Consider the following 19,802-nt stretch of genomic DNA (forward strand, 5'->3'; position numbering starts at 1 on the left):
CGGGGCCTTTCTCGTGATCGTCTGGGAGGACGCTCGACTTGCCTGTGAAGAGGGAATGGAGGGGCGGGGCCGGCGTCGCGGCCCCGCCGGACGGTCTTACGAGTGGTAGGCGACTTCGCCGTGATAGGCGAGGTCGAGGCCCTCGCGCTCCTGCTCGACGGTCGGGCGCAGGCCGACGACGAGATCGACGACCTTGTAGAGGATCGCCGAGACGATGCCGCCGTAGACGATCGTGATGAGGACGGCGACGACCTGCGAGTAGACCTGGCCGCCCATCGTGACGCCCTCGGCGAAGCCGATGCCGCCGAGCGAGGACGAGACGAAGACGCCCGTGCCGATGGCGCCGACGATGCCGCCGACACCGTGAATGCCGAACACGTCGAGCGAGTCGTCGTAGCCGACCTTGGGCTTGACCACCGCCACGAAGAAGTAGCAGGCGGCCGAGGCGATGGCGCCGAGCACGATGGCGCCGACGGGACCGACGACGCCGGCGGCCGGCGTCACGGCGACGAGGCCGGCGACGATGCCCGAGACGGCGCCGAGCATGGAGGCCTTGCCGCGCGCCATCGACTCGATGACGGCCCAGGCGACGGCCGCGCCGGCGGTGGCGGTGAAGGTGTTGATCATGGCCAGGGCTGCCCCGCCATTGGCCTCGAGGTTGGAGCCGGCGTTGAAGCCGAACCAGCCGACCCACAGGATCGCGGCGCCGACCATGGTCAGCGTCATGGAGTGGGGCGCCATGTTGTCACGGCCGAGACCCGTGCGCTTGCCGACCAGGAACGAGCCGACGAGAGCCGCGATGCCGGCATTGATGTGGACGACGGTGCCGCCCGCGAAGTCGAGCGCGGCCACGCCCCCGGCATGGGCGCCGGTGAAGATCAGGCCGTTCGCGTCCCAGACCATGTGGGCGACCGGGAAGTAGACGATCGTGACCCAGAGGATCGTGAACAGAACCACCGCCGAGAACTTGATGCGCTCCGCGAAGGCGCCGACGATGAGCGCCGGGGTGATGCAGGCGAAGGTCATCTGGAAGCAGATGAAGACGAGCTCGGGGATCACCACGCCGTCGGTGAAGGTCGCGGCCATGGTGTCCGTGCCGATGCCGGCCAGGAAGAGCTTGGCCGTGCCGCCCCAGAAGGCGCTGGTCGAGCCGCCGAAGGCGAAGGAATAGCCGTAGAGCACGTAGATGATGATGACGATCGAGGTGATCATCACGCACTGCATGAGCACCGACAGCATGTTCTTGGCGCGCACGAGGCCGCCGTAGAACAGGGCGAGGCCCGGCAGGATCATGAACAGGACGAGCACCGTGGAGATGAGCATCCAGGCGACGTCGCCCTTGTTCATCTCCTGGGCGACCGCGGCGGCGGCCGGGGCGGTCTCGGGAGCGGGCGCAAGGCCCGCGTCCTGCGCGAAGGCGGCGAGCGCGAAGCCCGCGTTGGTCAGGGCCGCGAGAGCGGAAGTCTTGAGGAGTCTCATCGGTTTTACAGCTCTCCTTACAGGGCGTTCGCGTCGGTTTCGCCGGTGCGGATGCGCACGGCCTGCTCGATGCCGAAGACGAAGATCTTGCCGTCGCCGATCTGGCCCGTCTTGGCGGCGCTCTGGATCGCCTCGACCGCGCGGTCGACCATGTCGACGGCCACCGCCACCTCGATCTTCAGCTTCGGCAGGAAGCTCACGGCGTATTCGGTCCCGCGGTAGATCTCGGTATGGCCCTTCTGGCGGCCGTAGCCCTTCACCTCGGTGACGGTCAGACCCTGGATGCCGACCGCGGTCAGCGCTTCGCGGACCTCGTCCAGCTTGAATGGCTTGATGATCGCCATCACGATTTTCATGTTCACCTCGAACCTTGGGCGGTCGCGGGCGCGCCGCTGTGGGAAGCCATCCGACGCCGCGGCGCGACGAGCGCGCCCGGCGGGGACTGACCTTCCCTATCCAAGGCCCGTGCCAAACGGCCCGGCCAACATGGTTTCGACGCAATTACGCCATCTGCCGCCCTTTCGGCAGGCAAATCCGGGCTGCCCGAAAAATCGGCAGCGCGGATTTGATGCCGTAACCGGCAGGATGGTCAAATCTTATGCAGACTTGTCGCGGCGCGGCCGGATGAGGCCCTCCTGCGCGACGGAGGCGACGAGCGTGCCGTCGAGCGCGTAGAGGCTGCCGCGCGTCAGGCCGCGGGCCCCGGAGGAGGAGGGGCTGTCCTGCGCGTAGAGGAGCCAGTCCGAGCAGCGCAGGGGCCGGTGGAACCACATGGCGTGGTCGAGGCTGGCGGCCTGGATGCGTTCGTCGAACACCGAGAGGCCGTGGGCGAAGAGCGCCGTGTCCAGAAGCGTCATGTCGGAGAGATAGGCCAGCACCGCCGCGTTCAGCGCCCGGTCGTCGCCGATCTCGTCGGTGCAGCGAACCCAGATGCGCTGCACCGGCTCCAGCTTGTCCTGCGTCAGGTAGTGGTCGAGCGAGACGGGGCGGAACTCGATCGGGCGCGGGCGCTCCCAGTAGCGGCGCACCGCGGGCGGGGCCTTGGCGAGCAGGGTCTCGCGCAGCGCCTCGGCGTTCGGCAGATCGTCCGGCCGCGGCACGTCGGGCATCGTCGCCTGATGGGTCAGCCCGGGCTCGTCGGTCTGGAAGGAGGAGGACAGCGAGAAGATCACCGCGCCGTGCTGGATGGCGTTGACGATGCGCGTGGTGAAGGAGCCGCCGTCGCGGATGCGCTCCACCTGGTAGATCACCGGCGTCTTCGGGTCGCCCGGCCGCACGAAGTAGCCGTGCAGCGAGTGGACGAAACGGTCGGCGGGCACGGTGCGCTGGGCGGCCACGAGCGCCTGGCCGATGACCTGGCCGCCGAAGATCCGCTGCCAGCTCTGGTGCGGGCTCGTGCCGCGGAAGAGATTGTCTTCCAGCGTCTCGAGGTCGAGCGTCTCCAGAAGCCTCATCGTCACGTCGTTCATCTCTGTCTGTCCTGCCCTGATCGAAGCGTGGCGCGTGCGCTCTCGTGCCGCGCCGCGCCTTTCCTGTCAAAAGCGTCCGTTCCGCCTCACGCCGCAAGGAAGCGCGACAGGGCCTCCAGAACCGCGTCCGGCGCCTCTTCGACGAGGAAATGGCCGCAGTCGATCCCCTGTCCCTCGACATGGGCCGCCCAGCGCCGCCAGATCGCCTTCATGTCGCCGCCCTTCGAGGCGTCGTAGGCGGCGCCCCACAGGACGAGGAGCGGCGCCTCGATCACGGCGCCGCGCGCCCGGTCGGCGCGGTCGTCCTCGACGTCGATCGTGGCGCCGGCGCGATAGTCCTCGCAGGCCGCGTGCACGCCGCCCGGACGGGCGAAGGCGGCGCGATACTCCGCAAGGGCCTCCGGCGGGAAGGCGCGCAGCGACCTGTCGGCCGTCCAGCTCGCGAGCGTGTGGTCGAGATAGTAGACGGGATCGGCGGCGATCAGCGTCTCGGGCAGGGGTTCGGGCTGCGCGAGGAAGGGCCAGTGATAGGTGGAGATCGCGGCCTCGGCGCCCATCGCCTCCCAGACCTCGACGGTCGGCGCGATGTCGAGGACGGCGAGGCGCTCGACGCGGTCCGGATGGTCGAGGGCGAGGCGATAGGCGACGCGCGCGCCCCGGTCGTGACCGGCGAGCGCGAATCGCCCATGGCCGAGCCGTTCCATCGCCGCCACCATGTCGGCCGCCATGCGGCGCTTCGAATAGGCTTGGCCGCGGGCGCTGTCGGGGGCTTCGGAGCGCCCGTAGCCGCGCAGGTCGGGCACCACCACGGTGAAGCGCTGGGCGAGCTTCGGTGCGATGCCCGCCCACATGGCGCCGGTCTGCGGGTAGCCGTGGAGGAGGAGGAGCGGCGGGCCGGACCCGGCGATGCGGCAGAAGATCGAGGCGCCGTCGCCTTCGACCTGGCAGTCCCTGAAACCCTCGAACATGCCCACTCCCGTTCGTCCGTCCGTCCGATGCCCGTCCGCGAGGCAAGATCGAGCCCGCGCGCGCCGCGGCAAGGGGGCGGCCGTCCGCCGCAGGCTTGGCAAGGCGAAGGGTGGCGGCCTATGGCTGCGCGACCTCACGCGCCGTCCGGACCCGAACGCCCATGCCCTTCAAGCTCGCCACCTGGAACATCAACTCCGTGCGCCTGCGCCTGCCGATCGTGGAGCGCTTCCTCACCGAGGAGGCGCCCGACGTCCTGTGCCTGCAGGAGACCAAGTGCCCGAACGAGCTCTTCCCCCACGCCGCCTTCGAGGCGCTGGGCTACGGCCATGTCGCGATCCACGGGCAGAAGGGCTATCACGGCGTGGCGACGATCTCGAAACTGCCCTTCGAGGACGTGGTGCGCCAGGACTTCTGCGCCATCGGCGACGCGCGCCACCTTTCCGTGCGCCTCCAGGCCGGCGACAGGCGCATCCGCGTGCACAATCTCTACGTTCCGGCCGGCGGCGACGAGCCGGATCCGGCGGTCAACGTGAAGTTCCGGCACAAGCTGGATTTCATCGAGGAGATGCGGGCGCTGCGCGCGGGCGGCGAGCCGGACGTCTCGGCGATCCTCGTCGGCGATCTCAACATCGCCCCTTACGAGAACGACGTCTGGTCGCACAGGCAGCTCCTGAAGATCGTCTCGCACACGCCCGTGGAGACCGAGGGGCTGATCCGGGTGATCGAGGAGGGGGGCTGGACCGATCTCGTGCGCCAGCACATGCCCGAGCCGCAGAAGCTCTACACCTGGTGGAGCTACCGCGCGAAGGACTGGGACGCGGCCGACAAGGGCCGCCGGCTCGACCATGTCTGGAGCTCGCCCGACCTCTCGGCGCGCCTGCGCGACGCGCGCGTCTATCGCGAGGCGCGCGGCTGGGACCGGCCCTCCGACCACGTGCCGGTGATGGTGGCGCTCGACCTCTGAGACCGCCCGCGCGTTCGCGACGACCCGTCTCGGCCCGCGCGGCGATGGAGCGTCGTCCGGCACCGGATGACATGACCCGAAGGGTCGGCGTCAGTCGGCGAAGCGGCTTTCCATCGCGGCGATGCGGCGGGTCATGTCGGCGAGCTGGCGGGCGAAGCGCTCGTGAAGGGCGCCCGCGATCGCTGGGAACTCCTCCAGCATGCGCCGGAAGACGGGGCGGGGAATGCGGATGAGGGCGCAGTCGCTCTCCGTGCGCGCCGTCGCCGGGCGGCGCGTCTCGGTGACGAGGGCGATCTCGCCGAGCAGCGTTCCCGGCCCGAAGCGACCGACGACGCGCTCGCGCGCGCCCTCGCCCTGGACCATCACCACGGTGCCGCTGACGATCACGAAACCCGCATCCGCGCGCGCGGCCTCGCGGAACAGCACCTCGCCCGCCCGCAGCTGCCGGTGGTCGGCGCCGAAGGCGAGAAGGCGCAGCTGATCCGTCTCGAGATCCTCGAAGAGCGGGACCTGTCGCAGGGTGCGGATGTCGCCTTCGAGGCTCATGAAATTCGGTGCACCGCTTCCCCCGGCTTCGCCCCGCTCTCGATCCGCGACGCGCGGCTCCGATTCGGCGCCGCTCCGCGTCTCTCCCACAGGATGGCGCGGCGCGAAAGCGTTCGCCGGTCCGCGCCGGTCCCGGCCATCCGTGACGGATGGCTGATGATGATCCTTAAAAGTGAAGAGAAGGGCAATGCGCGCGCCCGGCGCTCCCCGAATGGAACGCCGGTGCGCGAGAGGGGCGGTCGCGGCCGCCGGCGCGCCGGACCGTGTCGCCGAAGCGCCGCGGCGAAGCGCCTCGGCCTTCGCCGGAGATCAGGGCAGGAGCTTGTAGCCGCCCGATTCCGTCACGATGATGCGCGCGTTGGAGGGATCGGGCTCGATCTTCTGGCGCAGCCGGTAGATATGGGTCTCGAGCGTGTGGGTGGTGACGCCCGAATTGTAACCCCAGACCTCCTCCAGGAGGACGTCGCGCGTGATGACCTTGCGGTCGGCGCGGTAGAGGTAGCGGATGATCGCCGTCTCCTTCTCCGTCAGGCGGATCTTGCCGCCCTTCTCGTCGAGGAGCACCTTCTGGCTCGGCTTGAACACGTAGGGGCCGACCTGGAACGTGGCGTCCTCGCTCTGCTCGTGCTGGCGCAGCTGGGCGCGGATGCGCGCGAGCAGGACGGCGAAGCGGAAGGGCTTGGTGACGTAGTCGTTGGCGCCCGCCTCGAGGCCGAGGATCGTGTCGGATTCGGTGTCCTGCGCCGTCAGGATGATGATCGGCGCCTTGAAGCCCGACTTGCGCAGGACCTTCACCGCCTCGCGCCCGTCCATGTCGGGCAGGCCGACATCCATGACGACGAGGTCGATGAGCCCCATGCGGGCCGCGTTGATGCCCTTGGTGGCCGTTGGCTCCTGGCTGACGGAGAACTCCTCGTGCAAGGAGAGCTGCTCGGCGAGGGTCTGTCTGAGATCGTCGTCGTCGTCGACGATCAGGATGCTGCGTGCGCTCATGCGGGGCTCTGGCTCGCGGATAGGCCCGGACCGGAAAGGCAAGGGCTTTGTAACAATTCGTGAGAATAAATAGGCGTTTTTTTCACGCCGCCACCGACCCCCGACGAAAAAGACGACTCATGCCTTCCCTGACGTCCATCCTCGTGCGCCGCTCGCCCCTGTCGCCCACGCGCGGCATCCTCGCCGCCGGTCCCCTGCGGCTCGCCTGCGCCCTCGGGCGCTCGGGCACGAGCATCCTCAAGCGCGAGGGCGACGGGGCGACGCCGGTGGCGGCGATGGCGCTGCTCTCGGCCTTCCGGCGCGGCCGGCGCGTTCCGGGCCTCGCCACGACCCTGCCGCTGCGCCGCGTCGTGCCCGGCCGCGACGGCTGGTGCGACGCGTCGGGCCACGCCGCCTACAACCGCCCGGTGCGCCTGCCGTTTCCCGCCAGCACCGAGAGCCTTGCGCGCGACGACCGGCTCTACGACGCCGGTTTCGTCCTCGACTGGAACGTGCGGTGCCGGGCACGCAACCGGGGAAGCGCGATCTTTCTGCACGTGGCGCGCGAGGGCTACGCGCCGACCGAGGGCTGCGTCGCGCTCAGCCCCGGCGACCTGCGGCGTCTTTTGCCCTTCCTCCGGCCGGGGACGGTGCTGCGCGTCCTGCGCTGATCGCGATCCTGGCCGCGCGGGCGGGCCCGGCCCGGCCCGGCCCGGCCGGAGCTGCCCGCTGCCTTCAGTCGCACCGGCTCGGCGACCGTCGCGGGAACGGGCACGGGCGCGGCTCGTTTGAGGTCGAGCAACGCGACCGAGAGAGACCGCCATGAAGCGCAGCGAGATCACCGACGAACCCGTGATCGAGGCTTACGACAAGCCGTCCGGCGGATGGGGGTCGCTGAAGTCGGTGACGGAGAAGGCGGCGGCCGAGGGCCTTCTGGCCTCCACCGTCTGGATGGAGCTGGAGCGCCAGAACAAGCCCGGCGGATTTGCCTGCGTCTCCTGTTCCTGGGCCAAGCCGGCCGAGCCGCATGCGGCCGAGTTCTGCGAGAACGGCGCCAAGGCGACCGTCTGGGAGCTGACGCCCAAGCGCTGCGACCGCGAATTCTTCGCCAAGCACCGGATCGCCGAGCTGAAGGACTGGACGGACTACGAGCTGGAGTCGCAGGGCCGCCTGACGACGCCGATGCGCTACGACGCGTCGCTCGACCAGTATGTGCCGGTGAAATGGGCCGACGCCTTCCGCGAGATCGGGGCCGAGCTCCAGAAGCTCGACCCGAAATCCGTCGTCTTCTACGCCTCGGGCCGCGCCTCGCTCGAGACCTCCTACATGTACCAGCTGTTCGCCCGCATCTACGGGTCGAACAACCTGCCGGACTCGTCCAACATGTGCCACGAGTCGACCTCGGTCGGCCTCAAGGAGCAGATCGGCTCGCCGGTCGGCACCGTGCAGCTGGAGGATTTCGACCTCTGCGACATGATCTTCTTCTTCGGGCACAACACCGGCACGAACGCGCCGCGCCTGCTGCATCAGGTGCATGACGCGCGCAAGCGCGGGGTGCCCGTCGTCACCTTCAACCCGCTGCAGGAGCGCGGGCTGATGCGCTTCAAGGATCCGCAGTCGCCGGTGGAGATGCTGACGCCCGACGACGGCGTGAAGATGTCGAGCGACTATTTCCAGCTGCGCGGCGGCGGCGACATCGCGGCGATGACGGGCATCGCCAAGGCGCTCCTGGCGCTGGACGACCAGGCCGTGGCGGCAGGGCGCGCGCGCGTCCTCGACACCGCCTTCATCGAGCAGCACACCAAGGGTTTCGAGGCGTTCCGCGCCTTCGTGGAGAAGGCCGACTGGCCGGGCATCGAGCGCTGCTCGGGTCTTGCGCGTGGCGATCTCGAGCATGTCGCCCGCGTCTATTCCAAGGCCGAGCGCGTCATCGCCAATTACGGCATGGGCCTCACCCAGCATCGCCACGGCATCGACAACGTGCAGATGCTGACGAGCCTCCTCCTGATGCGCGGCAATATCGGCAAGCCCGGCGCGGGCATCTCGCCCATTCGCGGCCATTCCAACGTGCAGGGCCAGCGCACGGTCGGCATCTCGGAGAAGCCCGAACTCGTCCCCCTCGACACGCTCGCCGAGTTCTACGATTTCACGCCCAATCGCGAGAAGGGGCTCGACACGGTCGAGGCCTGCAAGGGCATTCTCGACGGTTCGGTGAAGGCCTTCATCGGGCTCGGCGGCAACTTCTCGCGCGCGGTGCCCGAGACGGCGCTCATCGAGGAGAACTGGCCGCGCATGCGCCTGCATGTGCAGATCTCCACCAAGCTCAACCGCAACCACCTCCTGCCGGGCGAGGTCAGCTACATCCTGCCCTGCCTCGGCCGCATCGAGCGCGACACGCAGGCGAGCGGCGACCAGACCGTGTCGATCGAGGATTCCACGGCCTGCATCCACGCGTCCTTCGGCCGGCGCGAGCCCGCCTCTCGCGAGCTCCTGTCCGAGCCCAAGATCGTCGCCGAGATGGCCAAGGCGACGCTTGCCGGCAAGGGCCGCGTGCCCTGGGACGAGTGGGTGGCGGATTACGCGAAGGTGCGCGACGCGATCGAGCGGACCTATCCCACCGACTTCAAGGACTTCAACCAGCGCTTCACCACGCCCGGCGGCTTCCATCGCGACATCGGCGCCTGCTACCGCGAATGGCGCACCGAGGAGAAGCGCGCGCTCTTCATGGTGCCGCAGGGTTTCGACGTCGATCCGAACGTCTCGACCAAGGGGCCGGACGTCTTCAACCTCCTCACCGTGCGCTCCAACGACCAGTTCAACACGACGGTCTACGGCTATGACGACCGCCTGCGCGGCGTGTCGGGCACGCGCATGGTCATCCTGATGAATGCCGAGGACATGGCGGCGATCGGGCTCAAGGACGACGACCGCGTCGACGTGGAGACGAATGCCGACGACGGGGTGACGCGCAAGGTCTTCGACTACCGCGTGCACGCCTTCTCGATCCCGCGCGGCGACGTCGCGGGCTACTATCCCGAGCTCAACCCGCTCATCCCGCTCTGGCACCATGCCGAGCGGTCGCATGTGCCGGCGGCCAAGTCCGTGCCGGTGCGTCTCGTCAAGCGCGGCGTCCAGGCGCAGGCGGCCGAATAGGCTGGACATGCCGGCCCGGCGGCTCCCGAGGGAGCGCCGGGCCGGGCGTCACGGCGCGATATGGTCAGAGAGCGAGCGTTCCGGCGTCGAGAGTCGCCTCGAGCCGGTCGATATCGGCGGCGAGGCGCTCGTCGATGACGTGGAGATAGCGCGTCCAGTCCTGCAGCGTCGACAGGTCGGAGCGCCCGTCGGAAATGCCGCGCAGCCCGATCATCGGCACGGCGAAGCGCTGGCAGGCGCGAAGGACCGCGAAGCTCTCCATGTCCACCATGTCGGCGGCGATGCCGTCATAGCCCGCGCCCGAGACGATGCTGGCGCCGGTGGCGATCGAGGCGGCGGGAAGACCGGGAATGCGATGGGGGAGGGGCACGACCGCCGGCAGGTCGAGGAAGGGCGTCACGCCCCGGACGAAGCCGAGCGGCGAGGCGTCCATATCGCGGTAGGAGACGCTGGAAATCTGGTAGGTCGCCGCGTGGTCGAGCGTTCGCGAGCCGGCCGAGCCGAGCGAGACGACGAGATCGGGCAGGCGACCGGCGCCTTTCATCGATCCCAGCGCCGCAGCGAGCGAGACGGCGGCCTCGACTGGGCCGACGCCCGTCATAAACGGCTCGATGCGGGCCTTGAGATGGGGGCCGTATTCGGCCTCGGCGGCCATGGCGAAGAGGACGGTCCGGCCACCGAGCACGGCGGTGTCGGGCACCGGCGTCATGTCGGCGGACTTCGCGACGGTCGGATTGCGAGGCCCTCGGCGATCACCGCACGAAATGCCCGATCGCGGTGCGGGCGCAGTCGGCGAAGCTGCCGCCCGGGCCGTCCCGGCCCATCGCCTGGCGGCTGACGCGCGCCCCTTCCACCATCAGGGACAGCGTATCGGCGAGGTGCTCGGCCTCCTCGATCCCGGCCTCGCGACACAATTTCACGAGGCGCGAGCGCTGCGTCGTCTTGAAGGCCGCGATCGTCTCGCGCACCACGTCGCAGGCCTCCGGCAGTTCGATGGCCGCGTTCGAGACCTCGCAGCCGCGATTGTCGAGCAGCGCGAGGTCGACCGCCTCCACCCAGGCCGTGAGCTGCGCGCGCGCGTCGCCGGGCGCGGCTTCCTCCACCCGTGTCCAGAGCGCGTCGGCGTCGTCCGAGGCCTGCTGCAGGCAGGCGACGATGAGCGCGTCCTTCGACTGGAAATGACGGTAGAGCGTCATCTTGTTCGTGCCCGCCGTCTCGGCGATGGCGTCGACCCCCGTCCCGCGGATGCCGCATTGCCGGAACAGGCTGCGCGCCGTTCCCAGAATGCGATCCCGCGGCCGGCTCGCAGCCGAAACCAGATCCGTCATTGCAGTTCTCAATCTCCGTTCGGGTTCACCCTTGACGGGATGTTACCGATCTGTCACCTCTGCCTGGTACTGACCAGTAACACCCGTTTCGGGGGGTTGCAAGGACGAGGCGGGTTTTCCACCGCTTGTGGACAAGGCGGTCGAAGACGCTGCGAATACAAGGAGTTGAGGCGATGTCGAACTGCGCGCTCTACGAACCGACGATCGACGAGATCATGGCCGACCCGACCGTGCTGGCCCTGATGAAGGCCGACCGCGTGAACACCGACCGTCTGCGCAGCAAACTCTTCCGCCTCGGCGAGCTCATGGCGCTGCGCGAGGGCGCCTCGCGGCCGGGGGCGCTGCCGCTGCGCTCCGACCATGCGGCGCCCGGCGGTCCCGCCGGCGGACCGGCCTTCGGCTGAAAGGGCGCGAAGCCCTGCGGGGCCCGACGCCGACCTGAACCCGCCCTCCCAACGGCCGGCGGCGCGAGACCCCTCGCGCCGCCGGTTCTGCGTCGATCACTCCGCCCGCTCGTCCGATCCCGTCAGGCCGCGACGGGCCCGCGGACGGGCGCCGGGGCCTGTGCGGCCCCGGCGGACGGCGCCTTGAAGGTCTTCAGCCGCAGCGCGTTCGAGACGACGAAGACGCTCGACAGCGCCATGGCGCCCGCCGCCAGGATCGGCGAGAGCTGCATGCCGTTGACCGGGTAGAGCACCCCCGCCGCCACCGGAACCAGCGCCACGTTGTAGGCGAAGGCCCAGAAGAGGTTCTGGCGGATATTGCCGATCGTCGCCTTGGAAATGGCGATGGCGTCCGCGACGCCGGCGAGCGAACCCGACATCAGGACGACGTCCGCCGCCTCGATGGCGATGTCCGTGCCGGTGCCGATGGCAAGGCCGATATCGGCCGAGGCCAAGGCCGGCGCGTCGTTGATGCCGTCGCCGACGAAGGCGAGCGTGCCGCAGCGCCGCTTCAGGTCCTTCACCGCCTCCACCTTGCCGGCCGGCAGCACCTCCGCCACCACCTCGTCGATGCCCAGCCGCCGGGCGATGGCCTCTGCCGTGCGGGCGTTGTCGCCGGTGATCATCGCCACCTTCAGGCCGAGCGCGTGCAGCGCCGCGATGGCCGCGGGCGTCGTCTCCTTCAGCGGATCGGACACGGCGATGGAGGCCGCCAGCCGCCCGTCGATGGCGGCGTAGAGCGGCGACTGGCCCGCGTCGCCGAGTCGCCCGGCCGCCTCGCGCAGCGGCGCCAGATCGTGGCCGAGCTCTTCCATGAAGCGGTCCGCGCCGATCTCGACGCGGCGGCCCGAGACGAGCGCGCGCACCCCGAAGCCCGGCACGGCCTCGAAGGCCTGCGCCTGCGCGAGCACGAGCCCGGCGCGTCCGGCCGCCTCGACGACGGCGCGCGCGATCGGGTGCTCGGACCTCGTCTCCACGGCGGCGACGAGCGCCAGCGCCTCGTCGCGCTCGAATCCCGCCGCGGGCGTGAACTGCGTCAGCTCGGGCCGGCCGAGCGTCAGCGTGCCCGTCTTGTCGAGGGCGACGACCTTCGCGTCGCGCAGCGTCTGCAGCGCCTCGCCCTTGCGGAAGAGGATGCCCATCTGCGCCGCGCGCCCGGTGCCGACCATGATCGAGGTGGGCGTGGCAAGGCCCATCGCGCAGGGGCAGGCGATGATGAGGACGGCGACGGCGCCGACCAGCGCGTGGGTCAGCGCGGGTTCGGGGCCGAAGACGAGCCAGGCGAGGAAGGTGAGGGCGGCGATCGCGAAGATCGCGGGCACGAACCAGAGCGTCACCCGGTCGACGATCGCCTGGATCGGCAGCTTGCCGCCCTGCGCGTCCTCCACCATGCGGATGATCTGCGCCAGCACCGTCTCGGCCCCGACCTTGCCGGCCCGCACCGTGAGGGCGCCGTTGCCGTTCACCGTGCCGCCGACGACGGGCGAGCCGGTCTCCTTGCGGGCGGGGACCGGCTCGCCGGTGATCATCGATTCGTCGACGAAGCTCCAGCCGGCCGTCACGGTCCCGTCGACGGGCATGCGCTCGCCCGGGCGCACGGAGACGAGATCGCCGGTCGCCACCTCGCCGACCGCGATCTCCACCTCGCGCCCGTCGCGCAGGACATGGGCGGTGCGCGGCGCCAGTTCCACGAGGCGGCGGATGGCGGCGGAGGTGCGGCCCTTGGCGCGCGCCTCCAGAAGCCGGCCGAGAAGGACGAGCACGACGATCACCGCTGCCGCCTCGTAATAGACGTTGACCGCGCCCGGCGGCAGCATCGCCGGCGCGAAGGTCGCGACCAGCGAATGGCCGAAGGCCGCGGCGGTGCCGACGGCGACGAGCGAGTTCATGTCCGGCGCGCCCTTCAGGAGGGCCGGCACGCCCCTGGCGTAGAAGCGCCGGCCGGGACCGGCGAGGATGGCGAGCGTCAGCGCGAATTGCAGAATCCAGCTGCCCTGCATCCCGATCGTGCGCCCGATCGCCGCGTGGACGCCCATGAAGAGGTGCGAGCCCATCTCCAGCACGAAGACGGGCGCGGCGAGGAGGGCGGCGAGGGTCAGCTGGCGCGAGAGCGCGGCTCGGTCCGGCGCCTGCCGATCTTCCGCCGCCGCCTCGCCGCGCGTCTCCGGCCGCAGGAGGCGGGCCTCGTAGCCGGCTTTGGCGACGGCATCGACGAGACTGGCGGGATCGGTTCCGCGCGGCGCGAGGACGCGGGCGCGCTGCGTGGCGAGATTGACGCTCGCCTCGCGCATGCCGGGAACGGCACCGAGCGCCCGTTCCACGCGCCCCGCGCAGGAGGCGCAGGACATGCCGGAGATCGCGAGGTCGAGGCTTTCGCCGGGCACCGCGTAGCCGGCCGCCTCCACGGCACGGATCGCGGAAGCGAGATCGGGCGTGCCGGAAAAGGTCACGGTGGCGCGGCTCGTGGCGAGTTTGACGTCGGCCCTCTCCACGCCCGGCACGGCCTTCAGCGCGCGTTCCACGCGGCCGGTGCAGGAGGCGCAGGTCATGCCCTCCACGGGAAAGGCGAGGGTGTGGGACGCCGGATCGGACCGGATCGACGAGGTCTCCATGGCGGACCCCTTTCGTTGGAGAATGGCGCGCGAGAGGCGCTTTCCCTTCAGATGGCGCTTCCAGTCGTGGGAAGGTCAAGGGCCCGCCGCCGCTTCGAAGGCGCGACGATCAGGCCGTGGCCGGCCCGTGCGCCGGGTCCACGCCGTCCGGTTCCCGTTGCCGGCGGCCGCGGAAATGGCCGAGGAGCCGCAGCGCGTTCAGCGTGACGAGGACGGTCCCGCCGGTATCGGCGAGGATGGCGATCCACAGGCCGGTGAGGCCTGCGAGCGTCGTGGCGAGGAAGACCGCCTTCAGCCCGAGAGCGATGGCGATGTTCTGGCGGATATTGGCCATGGTCGCGCGCGACAGGCGCAGGAGGCGCGCGACGTCGCCGACGCGGTCGCGCAGGAGCGCGGCGTCGGCCGCTTCCAGGGCGACATGCGTGCCCCCGCCCATGGCGATGCCGACATGGGCGCTGGCGAGCGCCGGCGCGTCGTTGATGCCGTCCCCGACCATGGCGACCTTGCCGCCGACCGAGAGGGCCTTCACGGCCTGGGCCTTCTGCTCCGGCACCATCTGCGAGCGCGCCTCGATGCCGAGCGCCTCCGCGATGGCGGCACCGGCGCGGGCGTTGTCGCCCGTCATCATCACGGTGCGGATCCCCATGGCGGTCAGCGCCGCGATGCCGCTCGCCGCATCCGCGCGCGGCTCGTCGCGCAGCGCGATGAGGCCCGACAGGCGCGCCCCGCGCAGGACGACGACGACGGTCTTGCCTTCGGCCTCGATCGCCGCGATCCGCTGCGCGACAGGGTCGCCGAGCGTGGCGCGCTCGGCGGCGAAGCGGGGTGCGCCGACGAAGACCGGCTCGCCCGCGACCTCGCCCGCCATGCCCTGGCCGGGCACCGCCTCGACATGCCGTGCCTCGAGCGGGGCGAGGCCAAGGCTCGCCGCATGGTGGGCGATCGCCTGCGCCAGCGGATGGCTCGACTGGCCTTCGAGACCCGCGACGCGCGCCAGAAGCTCGCTCGCCCCGCCTTCGAGGGCGACGACGTCCGTCACGGCCGGCACGCCGCGCGTCAGCGTCCCGGTCTTGTCGAAGACGATCGTGTCGATCTCGGACAGCGTCTCCATCACCGCCCCGCCCTTGACGAGCAGGCCCTGGCGCGCGGCCGCCGACAGACTGGAGGCGACCGCCGCCGGCACCGATATGACGAGGGCACAGGGGCAGCCGATGAGGAGAAGCGCGAGCGCGCGGTAGGTCCAGAGCGACCAGTCGCCGACGACGAGCGGTGGCACCAGCGCGACGAGGACGGCGAGCCCGACGATCGCCGGCATGTAGAAGCGCGAGAAGCGGTCGATGACGCGCTCGGTCGGCGCCTTGGCCTCCTGCGACTCCTCCACGAGGCGCACGATGCGGGCGATGGTCGTGTCGGAGGCGGCGCTGCGCACCTCGACCCGGAGCGCCGCCTCGCGGTTGATGGACCCGGCGAAGACCTCCGAACCCGGCTCCTTGGCGACCGGCACGGACTCGCCGGTGATCGGCGATTCATCGACGCCGGATCGGCCGGCGACGACCGTTCCGTCGGCGGGCACGCGGTCGCCCGGGCGCACAAGAACCCGCTGGCCGATGCGGAGCTGCGCGGCGGCGATCTCGCGCGGTCCGCCGTCCTCGTCGAGAAGCGCGGTCTCGGGCACGAGGGCTGCGAGCGCACGGATGCCGGCGCGCGCCCGCTCGGCGGCCACGCCTTCCAGCACCTCGCCGACGCAGAAGAGGAAGACCACGACCGCCGCCTCCTGCGCGGCGCCGATGAGAAGCGCGCCGAGAACGGCGATGCTCATCAGCATCTGGATCGTGAAGGGCGCCCCGGCCCGCGCCGCCTGAAACGCGCGGCGCGCGATGGGCGCGGCGGCCACGAGGGTCGCGGCGACGTAGAGCGGTTCGCCGAGGGCGGGCACGAGCTGTTCGCCGAGCGCCGCCGCGGCGAGGAGAAGGCCGGCGGCGCCGGCGATCCGCCCCTTGGCGGTGCGCCACCAGGACGGTGCGGCGACGAACGGCCCGGCGGGCGCGTCGCGCGCGATCGGCCTCGCCTTGTAGCCGAGCTTCTCGATCCGGCCCACGATGCCGGCAAGGTCGGCCTGTCGCTCGTCGACCACCATGTCGAGCCGCTCGGTGGCGATCGAGATGCGGATGTCGGACAGGCCCGGCAGGCGCTCCATGGCGGTTCGGATCGTGGAGGCGCAGCTCGCGCAGTCCATTCCCTCGATCGCCCAGGACCGCTCGCCGGCGCCGGCGGGCCCGGACCCGGCCGTCGGATGGAGGCCCGCCGCGCCCTCATGGCCGTGCGGCGTCCCGCCATGGCCATGCGACGGGGAAGGATGTCCGCCCGGCCCGCAGCAGGGTGCGGCGGCCGCCCCATGGTTCCTGCCGCCTTCGGGTTTCGCGTCGCGGGAGGAGGCGCCGCAGCAGGAGGGGGCGGCGGGATCGTGGCGGTGGGTCGGGGCGTCCATACGGGTCTCGTCCGGTTCTGCCGCGCGCTTGCGCATTGACGTCGGACGCCCAAACTAGTTCCTCTAGTCGCTAGAGGTTCAAGCGGAGATTTCGCGATGGCGGATTTTTTCTCGATCGGCCGCGTCGCCGAGGCGACCGGATGCAAGGTGCCGACGATCCGCTTCTACGAGGAGATCGGCCTCCTGCCCGAGCCCGAGCGCACGCATGGCAACCAGCGGCGCTACGTCTCGCGCCATGTCGAGCGGCTGCGCTTCGTCATGCATGCGCGCGAACTCGGCCTGCCGCTCGGCTCGATCCGCCGGCTGATCGATCTCAGCGAGAACCCGACCGCTCCGTGCGCGGAGGCCGACGCCATCGCCCGCGAGCAGCTGGGTCTGGTGCGCGAGAAGATCGCGCGCCTGCGCGCGCTCGAAGCCGAACTCGAGCGCGTGCTCGCCGCCTGCGACCGGGGCGTGGCGCAGGACTGCGCGGTGCTGCAGGTGCTGAGCGAGCACGAGACCTGCCGCCACGGACATGGCGGCGCCGCGGGCCTCGGCGAGGAGCCGGATCGCGACGCCTGAAGCGGAGAGGGCGGCACGCCCTCGAACGCGGCCGCGGCCCGGGCGGGGACCGGCGCGTTTCCCCCGCAGTCCGGGTTCAGAACCCGGCGGGCCCTGCCGGCCACCGGACCGGCAGGGCCTTGCGTCCTACGACGGGTCGATGCGCTGCGGCACATTCCAGGGATTGGCGTCGCGCAGCGCCTCGGGCAGGAGCGCGTCGGCGAGCGACTGGTAGGAGACGGGCCGCAGGAAGCGTGCGATGGCGAGGCTTCCGACCGAGGTCGTGCGCCCGTCCGAGGTCGCGGGGAAGGGCCCGCCATGGACCATGGCATGGGCGACTTCCACGCCGGTGCCGAAGCCGTTGGCGACGATGCGCCCGGCCTTCTTCTCGAGGAGCGGCAGCAGGGCCTTGGCCTCCGGCTCGTCGCCCGCGTCGAGATGCACCGCGATCGTCAGTTGGCCTTCCATCTGCGCGATCACGGCGCGAAGGCTCGCCTCGTCCTTGCAGCGCACGATGAGCGAGGAGGCGCCGAAGACCTCCTCCTGCAGCTCGGGATGGGCGAGGAAGGCCTCGTCCGTCGTCTCGAAGAGAGCCGCGCCCTCTCCGCCCTCGCCGGGTGTCCCGCCCGCCAGCGTCCTGACCTCGCCATGGGCCCCGGTCCGGGCGACGCCCTCGCGATAGGTGCGCGCGATGCCGTTCGTGAGCATGGTCTGGCGCGCGGCGGCCTCGACGGCGGCGCCGGCGGCCGAGGCGAAGGCCTCGTAGCCCTCGCCGCCAAGCGTCAGGACGAGGCCGGGATTGGTGCAGAACTGCCCGGCGCCGAGCGTCAGCGCCGCGACGAATTCGGTGCCGATCTGAGCGCCGCGCGCGGCCAGCGCGTTCTTCAGGATGACGACCGGGTTGATGGAGCTCATCTCGGCATAGACCGGGATCGGCTCGGGGCGGTTCGCCGCGATCTGCATCAGCGCCGTGCCGCCGCCGCGCGAGCCGGTGAAGCCGACCGCCTTGATGCGCGGGTCGGCCACGAGGCCCTGGCCGATGGCGCGGCCCGTGTCGAAGAGAAGCGCGAAGGTGCCGGCGGGCAGGCCGCAGTCGGCGACCGCCTTCTGCACCGCCCGGCCGACGAGCTCGGACGTGCCGGGATGGGCGGAATGGGCCTTGACGACGACGGGGCAGCCGGCGGCCAGCGCCGAGGCCGTGTCGCCGCCGGCGACCGAGAAGGCGAGGGGGAAGTTGGAGGCGCCGAACACCGCGACCGGGCCGACCGCGATGTTGCGCAGGCGAAGGTCGACGCGCGGCATCGGCGTGCGCTCGGGCAGCGCCTTGTCGATGCGCACGTCGAGGAACCGCCCCTCGCGCACCACGGCGGCGAAGAGGCGCAGCTGGCCGACGGTGCGCCCGCGCTCGCCCTCGACGCGCCCCTTGGGCAGGCCCGACTCGGCCATGCAGCGCTCGACGAGTTCGGGGCCGATCGCCAGGATGTTCTCGGCGATGGCCTCCAGGAAGGTGGCGCGCGCCTCGAGCGAGGTCTCGCGATAGGTGTCGAAGGCCGCGTCGGCGAGGGCGCAGGCCTCTTCGAGGTCGGACGCCGTGGCGCCGCCGAAGGCCGGCTCCAGCGCCTCGCCGGTGGCGGCGGCAAGGCCGCGCAGCGCGCCGTTGCTGCCGCGGCGGCCTGTGCCGCCGATGAGGTTTTCGCCTGCGATGGTCATGGGGAAGGGTCTTTCGTTGTGTCGTCTCTGGCGGAACGGGGCTTCGGGCGAGCGCCGGGGCGCGCGCCCGGCGGGCCTTACTGCGCCCAGCGCATGACGAGGGGTTCGGTGCGGCGCACGAGCTCGATGAGGCCCGCGCGCGTTTGCGGATGGATCTGCTCCAGCGGATGGCGCACCGCCTCGCAGCCGATGACGCCGAATTCGGCCATGGCCGTCTTGGCGGCACGCAGGCCGCACTGGCGGTTCTCGTAGTTGATGAGCGGCAGGATCTTCTCGTACGCGTCCGCCGCGCCTTCCCGGTCGCCCGCGCGGTGCTTGTCGAAGACCGGGCGGATGAGATCGGGCAGGAGCGCGCTCGACATGGTGCCGGTGGCGCCCGCGTCGAGATCGGCCATCAGCGTGATCGCCTCCTCGCCGTCGAAGGGCCCGACGATCGCCTCGCCGCCGGCCGCGATGAGCGCGCGCAGCTTGGCCGCCGTCTGCGGCGTCTCGATCTTGAAATGGCGCACCAGCGGCAGTTCCCTGGCCAGGCGCACGAGGAAGGGCACCGAGAGCGTCACGCCCGAGAGCGGCGCGTCCTGCACCATGATCGGCAGGCCGCTCGCCTCGCCCACGCGCTGGAAATGCTCGAGCGTCAGGCTCTCGTCGATGCGCATGCCCGTGCCGTGATAGGGCGGCATCAGCATGAGGAGGCTGGCGCCGCACTCGGCCGCGAACTTCGCCCGCTGCGCCGCCACGCGCGTGGAGAAGTGGCTGCACGTCACCATCACCGGCACGCGGCCCGCCACGTGCTCGATGCACAGGCGCGTCAGCGTCTCGCGCTCGTCGTCGGAGAGGAGGAACTGCTCGGAATAGTTGGCGAGGATGCAGATGCCGTCGACGCCCTGGTCGATCATGCAGTCCATCACCCGGCGCTGGCCCTCGAGGTCGAGGTCGCCATTCTCCAGGAAGGGCGTCGGCGCGACGGGAAAGAGGCCGGAGAAGACGGGCGGGGTCGAAGACATCTGAAAGGGCTCCCGGGCGTGGATCGGGCGGGACCTGAACGACCCGCGCAAGCCTCATAGAACAGGCCGGGGCCGGCTGCAGCAAAAAAGTATGATTTTTATCGCCCGCGACGGACCCGGCGGTC

At 70.9% G+C, this 19,802-nt stretch carries 17 protein-coding genes; 5 read left to right on the plus strand and 12 right to left on the minus strand.

The window, feature by feature from the left end; all coding sequences use genetic code 11:
• Nucleotides 1-96: 96 nt before the first annotated feature.
• From ASG48_RS03755 to ASG48_RS03770, 4 genes are all read right to left on the minus strand, one after another.
• Nucleotides 97-1,479: an ammonium transporter gene (locus ASG48_RS03755; RefSeq protein ID WP_082529225.1), complete on the minus strand. Its 1,383-nt coding sequence runs from the start codon at nt 1,477-1,479 to the stop codon at nt 97-99.
• A gap of 17 nt (nt 1,480-1,496) precedes the next feature.
• Nucleotides 1,497-1,835, minus strand: a complete 339-nt coding sequence (locus ASG48_RS03760) for a P-II family nitrogen regulator (RefSeq protein ID WP_055845540.1) — start codon at nt 1,833-1,835, stop codon at nt 1,497-1,499.
• Nucleotides 1,836-2,075: 240 nt separating this feature from the next.
• Entirely contained in the window at nt 2,076-2,948 is an 873-nt protein-coding gene (gene tesB, locus ASG48_RS03765) for an acyl-CoA thioesterase II (protein WP_055845543.1), read from the minus strand.
• 86 nt (nt 2,949-3,034) lie between these two features.
• Nucleotides 3,035-3,916, minus strand: a complete 882-nt coding sequence (locus tag ASG48_RS03770) for an alpha/beta hydrolase (RefSeq protein WP_055845545.1) — start codon at nt 3,914-3,916, stop codon at nt 3,035-3,037.
• A gap of 161 nt (nt 3,917-4,077) precedes the next feature.
• Here ASG48_RS03770 and ASG48_RS03775 point away from each other — a divergent pair, with 161 nt between their 5' ends.
• Nucleotides 4,078-4,881 (plus strand): exodeoxyribonuclease III, encoded by an 804-nt coding sequence (locus tag ASG48_RS03775; RefSeq protein WP_055845549.1) that lies wholly within the window; start codon nt 4,078-4,080, stop codon nt 4,879-4,881.
• A gap of 90 nt (nt 4,882-4,971) precedes the next feature.
• Here the strand turns inward: ASG48_RS03775 and ASG48_RS03780 are convergent, their stop codons facing one another.
• Both ASG48_RS03780 and ASG48_RS03785 read right to left on the minus strand, forming a co-directional pair.
• Nucleotides 4,972-5,427, minus strand: coding sequence for a Crp/Fnr family transcriptional regulator (locus ASG48_RS03780; RefSeq protein WP_055845550.1), 456 nt, complete (start codon nt 5,425-5,427; stop codon nt 4,972-4,974).
• A 309-nt stretch (nt 5,428-5,736) separates the two neighbouring features.
• Complete coding sequence (locus ASG48_RS03785) at nt 5,737-6,420, minus strand: response regulator transcription factor (RefSeq protein WP_055845553.1); 684 nt, start codon at nt 6,418-6,420, stop codon at nt 5,737-5,739.
• 119 nt (nt 6,421-6,539) lie between these two features.
• Between ASG48_RS03785 and ASG48_RS03790 the strand changes: the two genes are divergently transcribed.
• Together ASG48_RS03790 and ASG48_RS03795 are read left to right on the plus strand one after the other, a co-directional pair.
• Nucleotides 6,540-7,070 carry a L,D-transpeptidase family protein gene (locus ASG48_RS03790; RefSeq protein ID WP_055845556.1) on the plus strand — a complete coding sequence of 177 codons (531 nt, stop codon included), beginning with the start codon at nt 6,540-6,542 and terminating at the stop codon, nt 7,068-7,070.
• A gap of 151 nt (nt 7,071-7,221) precedes the next feature.
• Nucleotides 7,222-9,552, plus strand: coding sequence for an FdhF/YdeP family oxidoreductase (locus ASG48_RS03795; protein WP_055845559.1), 2,331 nt, complete (start codon nt 7,222-7,224; stop codon nt 9,550-9,552).
• A 64-nt stretch (nt 9,553-9,616) separates the two neighbouring features.
• On the opposite strand, the gene ASG48_RS03800 is transcribed toward ASG48_RS03795, so the two are convergent.
• Both ASG48_RS03800 and ASG48_RS03805 read right to left on the minus strand, forming a co-directional pair.
• On the minus strand, nt 9,617-10,261 hold the full coding sequence (locus ASG48_RS03800) for a 5'-methylthioadenosine/S-adenosylhomocysteine nucleosidase (protein ID WP_055845562.1): 645 nt from the start codon (nt 10,259-10,261) through the stop codon (nt 9,617-9,619).
• Between the two features lie 43 nt (nt 10,262-10,304).
• Nucleotides 10,305-10,880, minus strand: a complete 576-nt coding sequence (locus ASG48_RS03805) for a TetR/AcrR family transcriptional regulator (protein WP_055845564.1) — start codon at nt 10,878-10,880, stop codon at nt 10,305-10,307.
• Nucleotides 10,881-11,053: 173 nt separating this feature from the next.
• On the opposite strand from ASG48_RS03805, the gene ASG48_RS03810 reads away from it, so the two are divergent.
• Nucleotides 11,054-11,284, plus strand: coding sequence for a hypothetical protein (locus ASG48_RS03810; protein WP_055845567.1), 231 nt, complete (start codon nt 11,054-11,056; stop codon nt 11,282-11,284).
• A 122-nt stretch (nt 11,285-11,406) separates the two neighbouring features.
• Here the strand turns inward: ASG48_RS03810 and ASG48_RS03815 are convergent, their stop codons facing one another.
• Nucleotides 11,407-13,935, minus strand: a complete 2,529-nt coding sequence (locus ASG48_RS03815; RefSeq protein WP_055845570.1) for a heavy metal translocating P-type ATPase — start codon at nt 13,933-13,935, stop codon at nt 11,407-11,409.
• Nucleotides 13,936-14,044: 109 nt separating this feature from the next.
• On the minus strand, nt 14,045-16,171 hold the full coding sequence (locus ASG48_RS03820; protein ID WP_055845574.1) for a heavy metal translocating P-type ATPase: 2,127 nt from the start codon (nt 16,169-16,171) through the stop codon (nt 14,045-14,047).
• A gap of 348 nt (nt 16,172-16,519) precedes the next feature.
• Between ASG48_RS03820 and ASG48_RS03825 the strand changes: the two genes are divergently transcribed.
• Nucleotides 16,520-16,984 (plus strand): helix-turn-helix domain-containing protein, encoded by a 465-nt coding sequence (locus ASG48_RS03825; protein WP_055845577.1) that lies wholly within the window; start codon nt 16,520-16,522, stop codon nt 16,982-16,984.
• Nucleotides 16,985-17,110: 126 nt separating this feature from the next.
• Here the strand turns inward: ASG48_RS03825 and ASG48_RS03830 are convergent, their stop codons facing one another.
• Both ASG48_RS03830 and ASG48_RS03835 read right to left on the minus strand, forming a co-directional pair.
• Complete coding sequence (locus tag ASG48_RS03830) at nt 17,111-18,673, minus strand: aldehyde dehydrogenase (NADP(+)) (RefSeq protein WP_055845580.1); 1,563 nt, start codon at nt 18,671-18,673, stop codon at nt 17,111-17,113.
• A 77-nt stretch (nt 18,674-18,750) separates the two neighbouring features.
• Nucleotides 18,751-19,677, minus strand: coding sequence for a dihydrodipicolinate synthase family protein (locus ASG48_RS03835; RefSeq protein ID WP_055845583.1), 927 nt, complete (start codon nt 19,675-19,677; stop codon nt 18,751-18,753).
• Nucleotides 19,678-19,802 lie beyond the last annotated feature (125 nt).

Source organism: Aurantimonas sp. Leaf443 (assembly GCF_001425575.1).
In the GTDB taxonomy this organism is placed as follows: Bacteria; Pseudomonadota; Alphaproteobacteria; order Rhizobiales; family Rhizobiaceae; genus Leaf443.

Bases quoted from the DNA above. Each gene is read 5' to 3' on its own strand.
- ASG48_RS03755 (WP_082529225.1), bottom strand. From the start codon at position 1,479: ATGAGACTCCTCAAGACTTCCGCTCTCGCGGCCCTGACCAACGCGGGC.
- ASG48_RS03760 (WP_055845540.1), bottom strand. From the start codon at position 1,835: ATGAAAATCGTGATGGCGATCATCAAGCCATTCAAGCTGGACGAGGTC.
- tesB (WP_055845543.1), bottom strand. From the start codon at position 2,948: ATGAACGACGTGACGATGAGGCTTCTGGAGACGCTCGACCTCGAGACG.
- ASG48_RS03770 (WP_055845545.1), bottom strand. From the start codon at position 3,916: ATGTTCGAGGGTTTCAGGGACTGCCAGGTCGAAGGCGACGGCGCCTCG.
- ASG48_RS03775 (WP_055845549.1), top strand. From the start codon at position 4,078: ATGCCCTTCAAGCTCGCCACCTGGAACATCAACTCCGTGCGCCTGCGC.
- ASG48_RS03780 (WP_055845550.1), bottom strand. From the start codon at position 5,427: ATGAGCCTCGAAGGCGACATCCGCACCCTGCGACAGGTCCCGCTCTTC.
- ASG48_RS03785 (WP_055845553.1), bottom strand. From the start codon at position 6,420: ATGAGCGCACGCAGCATCCTGATCGTCGACGACGACGACGATCTCAGA.
- ASG48_RS03790 (WP_055845556.1), top strand. From the start codon at position 6,540: ATGCCTTCCCTGACGTCCATCCTCGTGCGCCGCTCGCCCCTGTCGCCC.
- ASG48_RS03795 (WP_055845559.1), top strand. From the start codon at position 7,222: ATGAAGCGCAGCGAGATCACCGACGAACCCGTGATCGAGGCTTACGAC.
- ASG48_RS03800 (WP_055845562.1), bottom strand. From the start codon at position 10,261: ATGACGCCGGTGCCCGACACCGCCGTGCTCGGTGGCCGGACCGTCCTC.
- ASG48_RS03805 (WP_055845564.1), bottom strand. From the start codon at position 10,880: ATGACGGATCTGGTTTCGGCTGCGAGCCGGCCGCGGGATCGCATTCTG.
- ASG48_RS03810 (WP_055845567.1), top strand. From the start codon at position 11,054: ATGTCGAACTGCGCGCTCTACGAACCGACGATCGACGAGATCATGGCC.
- ASG48_RS03815 (WP_055845570.1), bottom strand. From the start codon at position 13,935: ATGGAGACCTCGTCGATCCGGTCCGATCCGGCGTCCCACACCCTCGCC.
- ASG48_RS03820 (WP_055845574.1), bottom strand. From the start codon at position 16,171: ATGGACTGCGCGAGCTGCGCCTCCACGATCCGAACCGCCATGGAGCGC.
- ASG48_RS03825 (WP_055845577.1), top strand. From the start codon at position 16,520: ATGGCGGATTTTTTCTCGATCGGCCGCGTCGCCGAGGCGACCGGATGC.
- ASG48_RS03830 (WP_055845580.1), bottom strand. From the start codon at position 18,673: ATGACCATCGCAGGCGAAAACCTCATCGGCGGCACAGGCCGCCGCGGC.
- ASG48_RS03835 (WP_055845583.1), bottom strand. From the start codon at position 19,677: ATGTCTTCGACCCCGCCCGTCTTCTCCGGCCTCTTTCCCGTCGCGCCG.